10 protein-coding genes are annotated in these 9,065 nt (G+C 70.7%); 3 read left to right on the top strand and 7 right to left on the bottom strand.

The annotated features are described in order from the left end of the window. From ACIQIB_RS26005 to ACIQIB_RS25995, 3 genes are all read right to left on the bottom strand, one after another. A partial coding sequence (locus tag ACIQIB_RS26005; protein ID WP_400760984.1) for an IS256 family transposase occupies window positions 1–912 on the bottom strand: 912 nt, incomplete at its 3' end. 55 nt (window positions 913–967) lie between these two features. Continuing rightward, on the bottom strand, window positions 968–1,372 hold the full coding sequence (locus tag ACIQIB_RS26000; protein WP_400760982.1) for an NUDIX domain-containing protein: 405 nt from the start codon (window positions 1,370–1,372) through the stop codon (window positions 968–970). Window positions 1,373–1,428: 56 nt separating this feature from the next. Beyond that, the gene (locus ACIQIB_RS25995; protein WP_400760979.1) at window positions 1,429–2,346 is read right to left on the bottom strand and encodes an FkbM family methyltransferase; all 918 of its coding nucleotides are present in this window, start codon (window positions 2,344–2,346) and stop codon (window positions 1,429–1,431) included. 101 nt (window positions 2,347–2,447) lie between these two features. On the opposite strand from ACIQIB_RS25995, the gene ACIQIB_RS25990 reads away from it, so the two are divergent. Further along, window positions 2,448–2,948 (top strand): ATP-binding protein, encoded by a 501-nt coding sequence (locus ACIQIB_RS25990; RefSeq protein ID WP_363604004.1) that lies wholly within the window; start codon window positions 2,448–2,450, stop codon window positions 2,946–2,948. On the opposite strand, the gene ACIQIB_RS25985 is transcribed toward ACIQIB_RS25990, so the two are convergent. The 4 genes from ACIQIB_RS25985 to ACIQIB_RS25970 are packed head-to-tail and all read right to left on the bottom strand — an operon-like array spanning window position 2,906 to window position 6,880. After that, the gene (locus tag ACIQIB_RS25985; RefSeq protein WP_400760976.1) at window positions 2,906–3,796 is read right to left on the bottom strand and encodes a hypothetical protein; all 891 of its coding nucleotides are present in this window, start codon (window positions 3,794–3,796) and stop codon (window positions 2,906–2,908) included. The genes ACIQIB_RS25990 and ACIQIB_RS25985 overlap by 43 nt on opposite strands. Beyond that, window positions 3,793–5,028, bottom strand: a complete 1,236-nt coding sequence (locus tag ACIQIB_RS25980) for a glycosyltransferase (protein ID WP_363604000.1) — start codon at window positions 5,026–5,028, stop codon at window positions 3,793–3,795. The genes ACIQIB_RS25985 and ACIQIB_RS25980 overlap by 4 nt, the downstream gene beginning before the upstream one ends. Beyond that, window positions 5,025–5,729: a hypothetical protein gene (locus tag ACIQIB_RS25975; protein ID WP_363603999.1), complete on the bottom strand. Its 705-nt coding sequence runs from the start codon at window positions 5,727–5,729 to the stop codon at window positions 5,025–5,027. Before ACIQIB_RS25975 ends, ACIQIB_RS25980 begins: the two co-directional genes overlap by 4 nt. Beyond that, entirely contained in the window at window positions 5,726–6,880 is a 1,155-nt protein-coding gene (locus ACIQIB_RS25970) for a glycosyltransferase family 4 protein (protein WP_363603998.1), read from the bottom strand. Before ACIQIB_RS25970 ends, ACIQIB_RS25975 begins: the two co-directional genes overlap by 4 nt. Window positions 6,881–7,022: 142 nt before the next feature. Between ACIQIB_RS25970 and ACIQIB_RS25965 the strand changes: the two genes are divergently transcribed. Continuing rightward, window positions 7,023–7,994 (top strand): helix-turn-helix transcriptional regulator, encoded by a 972-nt coding sequence (locus ACIQIB_RS25965; protein ID WP_363603997.1) that lies wholly within the window; start codon window positions 7,023–7,025, stop codon window positions 7,992–7,994. Continuing rightward, window positions 7,991–8,560: a peptide deformylase gene (locus ACIQIB_RS25960; protein ID WP_400760973.1), complete on the top strand. Its 570-nt coding sequence runs from the start codon at window positions 7,991–7,993 to the stop codon at window positions 8,558–8,560. The genes ACIQIB_RS25965 and ACIQIB_RS25960 overlap by 4 nt, the downstream gene beginning before the upstream one ends. Window positions 8,561–9,065: the final 505 nt, after the last annotated feature.

The raw sequence follows: 9,065 nt of genomic DNA, 5'->3' as shown, positions 1-9,065 counted from the left end.
TCCCGCCGAACGCCAATACGCCACCGCAGCCGATCTCCTGGCCTCGACACACGCCCACGACCCCGAAGACCACCATGTTGTTCTTTGACGGCTTCGGTGGATCACGCACGTCTGCACGGTCGCGCGGGGCCAGGTGGCGGTCACCGCCTCCGGCAGGCCTTTCAACCCGTCGCAGCAGACGATGCACACGTCCTCGACGCCGCGGTTGCGCAGTTCGGACAGCACCGCCATCCAGGTGGTGGCGCCCTCGCCCTCGGCGCCGACCCACAGGCCTAGCACGTCCTTGCGGCCGTCCATGTCGACCCCGACCGCGAGGTAGACGGGCTTCGAGCTCACCGGTCCGGAGCGGATCTTCACCCACAGGGCGTCGATGTAGATGATCGGCCAGACCGCGTCCAGTGGCCGATTCTGCCAGCTCACAAGCTCGTCCACGACCGCGTCAGTGACCTTGCTGATCAGGTCCGGGCTGACCTCGACCCCGTAGATCTGGGCCAGGTGGGAGCGGATGTCCCGCACCGACATACCACGCGCATACAGGGACAGGATGCGGTCGTTGAAGCCCGCCATCCGCCGCGAGTTCTTCGGCACCAGCTGCGGCTCGAAGTCGCCCTTGCGATCCCTGGGCACCGCCAGCGTGACCGCCCCGACGTCCGTCAGCACGGTCTTGGGTGACGTCCCGTTGCGGGAGTTGCCCGACCCGCGGCCCTCGGGATCGTACTTCTCGTAGCCGAGGTGCTGGGTCATCTCGGCTTCCAGGGCCCGTTCCAGCACGGCCCTGGTGATCTCCGTCAGCAACCCGCCCTCACCGAGCAGGGCCGCCCCTGAGGCATCGGCGCGGTCCATCAACCGCCCGACGACCTCGTCGACCAACGCATCCTCGGCCACCGCGGCGACCGGTTCCTTATCCACCATGACTCGTCCGTCCCGCCTGGCCAGAAGACCCGAGGCCGAGCCCTCGGCCAGGCTGTCACATCACGGACTTACACGATCTTTCGGACACGCTCGCGGTGACCCACTGGGCAGCCAGGTGCTTGTCCGGCTCGGTGTTGGTCAGTTCACCGGTCCACCTGTCGGCGGCGAAAACGAAGAGGACGAAGTGCCCGGCCTGGTCCCAGCCCTGCGCGACGTGGATGACGTGGACAAGGACGAGGTCGGCCGGGTCGACGAGCAGGCCGGTCTCCTCCTTGAGTTCTCGGGCCGCGGCCTCGTCGAGGGCCTCGCCGGGCTCGGCCTTGCCACCAGGGACGGTCCAGGACGGCTGCGGGGACCAGTTCCGGGCTCCGTAGAGCACGGCGGCGATCGTGTCGTTGTCCTTGTCGTGGACGATCACGCACACCGCGTTGCGGCTGTTCATCACGCTGGTGTTCGTCACGGTATCCACTCCTTGTCAGCGTGCCGGAGGATGTCAGTGGAACGCTCGGGTACTGGTCAACGCCCGAGCGCGAGGCGGTCGGCATCGGTGCGGGAGAAGACCAGGTCGGTCATGCGCTTCGGGATGTCGGCGCACCGGACGGGCGGCTTCGGCCGGCGCATGGCCAGGGGGTAGCTGGCCGCGTCGTAGTCGTTGGCGAGCGTGTACGTGTGGAAGCCGTGCCCGCGCAGGGCCTCGATGATGCCGACGGCGCTCTCGCCCTGTTTCGCCAGGAGTCCAGGGGTGACTTCCACGACGAATTCCACATCCTCGCGCAGGTGCGGGAGTGCTGGCATCAGTCCTCGGATCGCAGCCGCCTCGGCGCCTTCGACGTCGATCTTGATGATGCGGGCGCCGGCGAGTTCGGCCCGGCTGACCAGCTCGGCCAGGGGCGCGGTGGTTGTCTGGAAGGCCGTGTGGACGTGACGGGGACGCACGGCGATGGTGTGGCCGAGGTTCGCGGGGTCCTCCAGGTACAGGGTCAGCGTGCCGTGGGCGTCGGAGGCAGCCGCGCACACGGCCCGAATGTTGGTGCGGCGGTTGGCGGTGGCGGCTGCGGTCAGGTCGTCGTGGAACCGGGGGGAGGGCTCGATGGCGACGACGCGGCCCTGTGGGCCGACGGCGTGGGAGGCCAGGAGGCTGAAGGCCCCGCGGTAGGCCCCGACGTCGATGAAGGTGTCCCCGGGCCGGAGGCGGTCGCGCAGGAAGGCGCTCAGGTTCGGCTCCCACTCGCCGAAGAGGTACTGGTAGCGCTGGATGACGTCGCTGGTGGCGACGGTCACCAGGTCGCCGGAGATAAGCCGGACGGTGGTGTGGACCGGGTGGGTTCGCAGGTGCTCGTCGAGGAAGCGGCCGACGAGCTGCGCCTTGCCCACGGTTGTCGGTGCGTGGCGGACGTAGGCCCGCAGCGCGCGGGCGAGGAGGGCGGCGGACACGGAGCGGCTCCTTCGGGCGGTGGCAGGCCAATCGGGCTCGCGGGCGGGCCAGCGGTGGCAGACTGGCCGGTGAACGCCGTTGGTGGTGAGGAGAGTTGGCAGTGAGTGAGAGCGGTCCCGTCGTGTACCTGCTGGTGGGGCTCACCGGTTCGGGGAAGACCACCTATGCCCAGCGAGAGCTGGAGCCGCGCGGGGCGGTGCGGCTGTCGGTGGACGAGGTCGTCCACGAGCGGCACGGCCGGTACGGCGTCGACTACCCGGAGGACACCTACTTCGAGAAGGAGGCTCCGGTCGTCGCCGAGCTGCACGATCGGCTGGCCGAGCTGATCGCCGCGGGCCGGGACGTGGTGTGGGACCAGGGGTTGTGGCCGCGCAAGGACCGTGACGCGATCAAGGAGCTGGTGGAGTCGGCCGGCGGGCGGTGGCGGCTGCTGTACTTCCCGGTGGAGCGCGACGAGCTGCTTCGCAGGCTGGCCGAGCGCAACCAGCGGGGGGACGCGAACTCGCTGATCGTGACGCCGGAGGCGCTAGACGACTTCTTCGCCCGCTTCGAGGCTCCTCACGGAGAGGGCGAGGAGATCGTGGAGCCGGGCCGGTCCTGACGGGGCGGGCGCCAGGTGGTGGCGATCCGGGCGGCTTCGGCGGCCCAGCCGTCAGGCAGCCGGTCGAGGGTGACGTGGCGGAAGCCGAGGCGGGGGTCGGAGACGTCGATGCGCCCGTGGTGGCGGTCGACGTGCCGCAGGAGACGGGATGCCTCGCTGCGGACGGCGGGGCTCTGCTCGGTCCAGGCCCCGGAGGTGAAGCTCTCGACACGGCGCCGCAGGTCGCCCAGAACGCCCGAGCGCCACTTGAAGTGATGGACGCACGCGAGCGCGTGGGGGTCGGGTTTGCGGCCGGGGGCTCGGTGGTTCCCGGAGGCGACGGCGACGTCCGAGAGTGCGAGGACGATCTTTCGGGGGTCTCCGCGTAGGAGGTGGTGGGTGAGGTGTCCGCCGAGCGGGAAGGCGCGGTCGAGCCCGATCTCGGGGCGCCAGAGGGCGAGGCGGCCGTCGGAGGTGACCCGGTCGAGCATCAGCCCGCCGACCACCGCCCGGCCGTTCTCCTCGGCCGCCGTGGTGACCTCGCCGAGCGAAGCCGGGTAGGCGTGGAACTCGTCCGAGTCGGCGAGCAGGTGCCAGCCCGGCCCGGCCTGCTCGCGCAGCGCGTCGCGCAGTTCGGTGTTGGTGTGCTCGTGCCACGGACCGGTACTGACCTGTCCTGTGGGCAGGTCGAGTTCCCGGGCGGTGGCCAGCAGTTGGCGGCGCCAGGCGTCGGGTACGTGGTCGGGGAAGTGGAAGGCCAGGTGGAAGGACTCGATGCCGAGCCGGCGGTAGTGGGCAGTCCAGGCGGTCAGCAGGGCCGGCTCGACCGGTCCGATCACCGCGACCAGGGCGGCGGGTGCGGGCGTCATCGGCGCTCCTTGGTCAGGCTGGTGTAGAGGTCGGTGAGGAAGGCGGCCTGCTCGGCCGCCGGGTGCATGTCCAGCGCCCGCGGTGCCTGCGGCCCCGGCCGCCTGGGCGGCTCGCAGGAGAGCCGGTCCAGGGCGTCGGCCAAGGCGTCCGGGTCACCGGCCGGGTAGAGCCGGGCCCAGGGCTGGCCGCCGAGCCGTTCGGTCAGGTCCGGGTCGTGGTCGGAGACGATCAGCGGGACGCCGAGCCGGGCGGTGTCCATGACCAGGCCGGATTCCTTGCCCACCCCGGGTTTGCGGGCGACGAGCGCGGCGTCGGCCGCGGCGTACACCAGCCGCAGTACTTGGTCTTCGACCGGGCCGGGCACGGTGTGGAGCGTCACTTGCGGCAGTTGGTGCCAGCGGGCGAGCACGTTCTCGTCCAGCGGGCTGCCGCACACCAGGACGTGCAGGGGCTTGGTGAGGTGCGCGAGGGCGGCGTCGATGGTGGTGATGTCCTTGTAGGGCCACCAGCCGCCGACCAGGCAGACCGCCGTCGCGTCGGTCGGGATGGTGAAGGCGGCGCGCGCGCCGTCGCGCTCGGCATCGGTCAGGCGTCGGCCGTCGTCGACCGCGAACGGTCGCACCTGGCCGCGGAGGCGCGGGAACGCCCCCTGGAGCTGGTTGCGGACGGAGCTGGTCGGGTAGAGCGTGACCACTCGTTCCGCGCCTCGGCGGGCGAGTCGGCCCAGTAGCCGGGTGGGGAGGTCTTCGCTGGTGACCAGTTCGTGGATGAACCGCAGGTGCGGGGTGCCGCCGAGGAGGGCCGCAGTGCCGTGCAGGGCCTCGCTCGCGCTGAGGATCACCACGGCGGCCGGCTGCGGTACGAGGCGCCGGGCGGTACGAAGGCAGGCTGCCTCGGTCAGGCACCGGGCAAGCAGAGTGACCTGGTGCGGCAGGCGACGCAGCGCTACCGGCCATCGTCGCGAGCCGAAGGCCCGCTTTCCAGCGGTCGCCACGCATGCTGCGGCTCGCGCTCCGGCCAACAGAACCTTCGCCGCCGTACCCACCGGTCCGGCGGTGATGCAGGCCCCGGATCGCAGCAGCGCACCGGGCCCGTCGGCGATCCCCTCCGGGGTGATGACCACGGCGCCCGGGCGGGCGGCGGCGAGGGCGGTCAGTGTGCGCTGGTGGTGCCCGCCGCCTCGGTGGGCGTTCGGCTCGATCAGGACCAGCGGGCCGGGGCGGTTGCTCATCCGGCGACCGCCTGTTCGCCGTGCAGCGTGATGAAGTGCCGGTGCAGCCACGACGGGTCGTTGAGCGCCTCGAAGCGCTCGGGGTCGCGGGCCGCGGCATGGGCGAACTCGATCCCGTCGCGGGCGCCGGCGGACGCGTAGTCGGCGAAGTCGCCGTCCTTGCCGGCCTTCCAGGCGTCGATGCGCTCCTGGGCGGAGGCATCGGTCATGCCGTACTCGCTGCCGCGCGCGAGCATCGCGCACTCGCGGAAGCCCGCCTTCCAGGCGTGAAACGGGGTCTGGTTGAAGAGCGTGATCCCGGCCGTGTGCCGGCTGAACTCGACCCGGCCGGGCAGCGCGGCGAGCACGTCGACGGCCTGGCCCATCTCCCGCAGCGCGCTGGTGCGGATGAGCTTGAGTCCGCCGTAGCCGTAGGTCAGGCCGTTGACCGGGTTCACGGCCCGCCAGACCCGCATCGACACCCCCGCGGCCAGCGGCTCCACCGAGCTGGTGAGGAACTCGGGGTCGATCGCGAAGTCGCCGTCGGCGAGGAAGAACTGGTCGGTGTCGACCAGCTCGGCGGTGAGGCGGTAGGCGCGGCGCATCCCGCGCACCCCGTGCAGGCGCTTGACGCTGCCGCCCAGTACTCGGGCCAGGCGGGTGTGCAGGGAGTCGGCCAGCGGCTCGTCGTAGGAGAGCTGGACCGCGTCGAAGCCGGTCACTTGATCGCCTCCAGGTAGCGGGCGGCAACCGCGTCGGGCGTGAGGTCGGTGGTGGAGACGTACGCGCGCTCGGCCTGCAGCAGGTAGAACTCAGGGTCGGTGGCGAGGCGTTCGGCAATCCGGACCGCCTGGTCGTCGTCGTCGAAGAGCAGCTCGGGGTCGAGGTGCTCGGCCAGCCAGCCGGTGCGCGGGCCGATCACGGGCAGGCCCATCGCCTGGCAGTCGACGACCGACATGGACCAGGGGCAGCCGGGCCGGAAGGGCGCGATGCCGAAGTGGGCTCCGGCGAGCAGGTTGCGGTAGCGGATGCGGTCCCCGCAGTCGGTTGCGATGTCGACGCCGTCCACGGCGGCGAGTTCCTCCAGGTTCCGCTCAGGGCTGGGATCCAGGCGGACGCGCTCGGCGCTGCGGGTGCCGAACAGGTCCATCACGGTGAGCCGTACCGGGGCTTTGGCGACGAGGTGGCGGGCGAGCCGGGTGAAGCGCGAGGTGCCGTAGTGGGCGTACAGGCGGTGGTTGTAGATGCCGACAGCGGCGCCCGCGGGGGCGGTGAAGTCGGCCGGCTCCCGCACCAGGCGCACGTCCCTGGGGGCGGGGACCACGTGCAGCTTCTCGGCGAGTTCGACACCGGTGCGGGTGGCGACGGCGGCGGTCCACGAGGCGGCCGTGCCGGAGTGGACCAGGACGCGGTCACAGACGGCGAGGCCGGCGGAGAAGGCCAGGAGCACGCTGCGGCCGAGCCCGCCGTCGTCCATCGCGGGGTCCAGCGCCAGCTGCCCGGTGTCGGTGAAGGAGAACGGCAGGTAGTGGCAGTAGCCAGCGATCAGCGCGTCCACTCGGGCTTCCAGGAGCGCCGCGCGAATGGCAGGAGCGGCCTCGATCTGGTTGGCCACCACCACGTCGGGCCGGTGGCGGCGGAACAGCCGCACCAGGGCGCCCACGCCCGGGTTGAAGCGGGCCCGGTACTTGGTCGACGGCGAGGCGGTCCGCACGAACTGCACGCGGTCGTCGCCGGCCGGGACGGGAGAGGCCAACGTGACCTCGATCCCGGCATCGACCAGGGCCGGGGTCAGCATGTCGGCGAAGGTGTAGCCGGAATCGGCGGTCAGCTGGCTGGAGTTGGAGACGTTGAGCAGGTAAAGCAGGCGCATCGCTTGGGCCCTCCCTCTCTGGGCCGGGGGTCGACCCGGGCCGGTAAAAGAAGGAAACTGGCGACCGGGGCCGTGACAGAATGATGAATCCAGATCACTCACGGTTCATTCATCTCATCCAGCAGCCAGGGCGGGGGCACTGATGGACGCGCGAGGCGATGCCCCGACGGTCGAGCAGGCCGCGGAGGCCTTCGCGGCGGAGGTCTCCTACTGGCGTGAGGTCCGGGGGCTGCCCAAGCGGGAACTGGCCCGCCAGATGGGCTTCGACCCGTCGTACGTGAGCCACATGGAGTCCGGCCGGCACAAGCCGACCGAGGACTTCGCCCGCCGGGCCGAGGAGATCCTCAACGCGGGCAAGGCCATCTGGAAGCGCTGGCTGGAGTACGAGGCCGCCAAGTCCCGCACGGCGCCGTCCCCGTCCCCACCGGCACCGCGGCGGCCCGAGCAGCCGTACGCGACGGGCTCGGCGATCGTCGTGGCCCACGACGGAGCCCGCCTGGACTACGACGGCACCCACTACCGGCTCACGATGCGTCGCCTGTTGCGGAACACCGGCAGCGAGCCGATCACCCGCTACCTGATCCGCATCAGCGTCGACCGCTACCCCGGCGAGCCCGAACGTTCCAACGCCCACTACCGCCAACACCCGTTGACCTGGGAAGAACTCGCGCTCACCGCTACCTGCCGCGGGGAAGCGATGCGCTGGCAGGCCAAGCACGACCGCGACGCGTTCAAGGAGATATGGCTGCTCTTCGAGAACGAGCACGGCCGCTTCCCGCTCTACCCGGGCGAGGAGGTCTGGATCGAGTACGCCTACTCGGTAGGCGAGGAGAAGTGGGGCCGCTGGTTCCAGCGCGCGGTCCGCCTGCCCACCGAACACCTCGAAGTCGAACTCGCCTTCCCCGCCGACCTCAACCCGGCCGTGTGGGGCATGGAGACGTCCATGACCGCCGAAGCGGCACCGCTTCGAACCGCCCCGATCCGGCGCGAGGAGGGCGACATGCGCGTCTTCTCCTGGAGCACCTCCACACCGGACCTCCACGCCCGGTACCGTCTCGAATGGCGATTCCGGGCCCGACCCGAACGCGACACGATCCAAGGGGAGTTCAGGTGATCCAGGTGCGGCCCAGCGAGCAGATGCGTGACCTCGGCGTCGTCCAGGAGGGCGCGCCCATCCTCGCCGAGCCCGCCCGCCCGTTCGACCTGCCCACCGAGCGCGAGGCCGCCGAGCAGGTCGTCGAGAAGCTGTTCACCGCGATGGAGCGCATCGGCCAGGTCCATCCCTTCGCCAAGGGCATGGGTATCGCGGCACCGCAGATCGGGATCGGCCGGGCCGCCGCCATCGTCCAGCCCGCCGACCCTGACAGCCCGCCGATCGTCCTGCTGAACCTGCGGATCACCGACCACGCCGACGAGGCGGACGAGCAGTTCGAGGGCTGCCTGTCGTTCTTCGACGTTCGCGGCTTGGTTCCCCGGCCGCTGCAGATCACCGTGGAGACCACCACCCTGGACGGCCAGGTGGCCACCACCACCTACGAACGCGGACTCGCCCGCCTGATCCACCACGAGATCGATCACCTCGACGGCCTGCTCTACACCGCACGCATGGCCGCCGGCGTCGAGCCCATCCCCGTCGAGCAGTACCGGCAGACAGGCCAAGCCTGGTCCTACGAGCAGTGAGCGCCAGCACAGCTCGTGCTGAGCGCTCATGGTCAGCGATGTCAGCTGGTCGCCTGCGCCCTCCGACCAGAGGGCGACACGCACACGCCGCAGGGCAACCCGGCGTAGGACGTTCCGCTCGAGGTCAACGAACAGCCGCGGTGTGCCGCGTGTCATGCCAACCGGCCGTCCCAAACCTTGGCGCCCTCCAGGAGGCGCTTCCAGGTGTCGTAGTCGGTGCTTGGCATCAGCGACCCACCAAAGGGTTAGGTGGCTCTCGCGCCACTTGGGACCAGCACAGGTGCGTTTCCTCTCCCACTCCTCGCGGTGCAGCTCCTGAAGGCGGATCAAGTTCGTCGGGCAGCCGATGACGCGGCGGCCGGCGCGGGACCTTGTGTTGGCCGTCTCCTCGTTCCGAAGGATGCATGGTAGTAGCCCTGCTTGCGTCCGCAGTCGTGCCGATAGATCGCGGACCTTCTCGATGACTTTCGCTTCGCTGACCTTGCTCATGACGTGACGGCGGTCC

The organism is Kitasatospora sp. NPDC092286 (genome assembly GCF_044755565.1).
GTDB lineage: Bacteria > Actinomycetota > Actinomycetes > Streptomycetales > Streptomycetaceae > Kitasatospora.
The sequence above is the reverse complement of the archived record's forward strand: the minus strand, read 5'-3'. Positions and strand labels throughout refer to the sequence as shown.

What these genes read in the sequence shown, in the direction of transcription:
- ACIQIB_RS25985 (WP_400760976.1), bottom strand. Translation starts at nt 3,796, where the DNA reads ATGACGCCCGCACCCGCCGCCCTGGTCGCGGTGATCGGACCGGTCGAG.
- ACIQIB_RS25980 (WP_363604000.1), bottom strand. Translation starts at nt 5,028, where the DNA reads ATGAGCAACCGCCCCGGCCCGCTGGTCCTGATCGAGCCGAACGCCCAC.
- ACIQIB_RS25970 (WP_363603998.1), bottom strand. Translation starts at nt 6,880, where the DNA reads ATGCGCCTGCTTTACCTGCTCAACGTCTCCAACTCCAGCCAGCTGACC.
- ACIQIB_RS25965 (WP_363603997.1), top strand. Translation starts at nt 7,023, where the DNA reads ATGGACGCGCGAGGCGATGCCCCGACGGTCGAGCAGGCCGCGGAGGCC.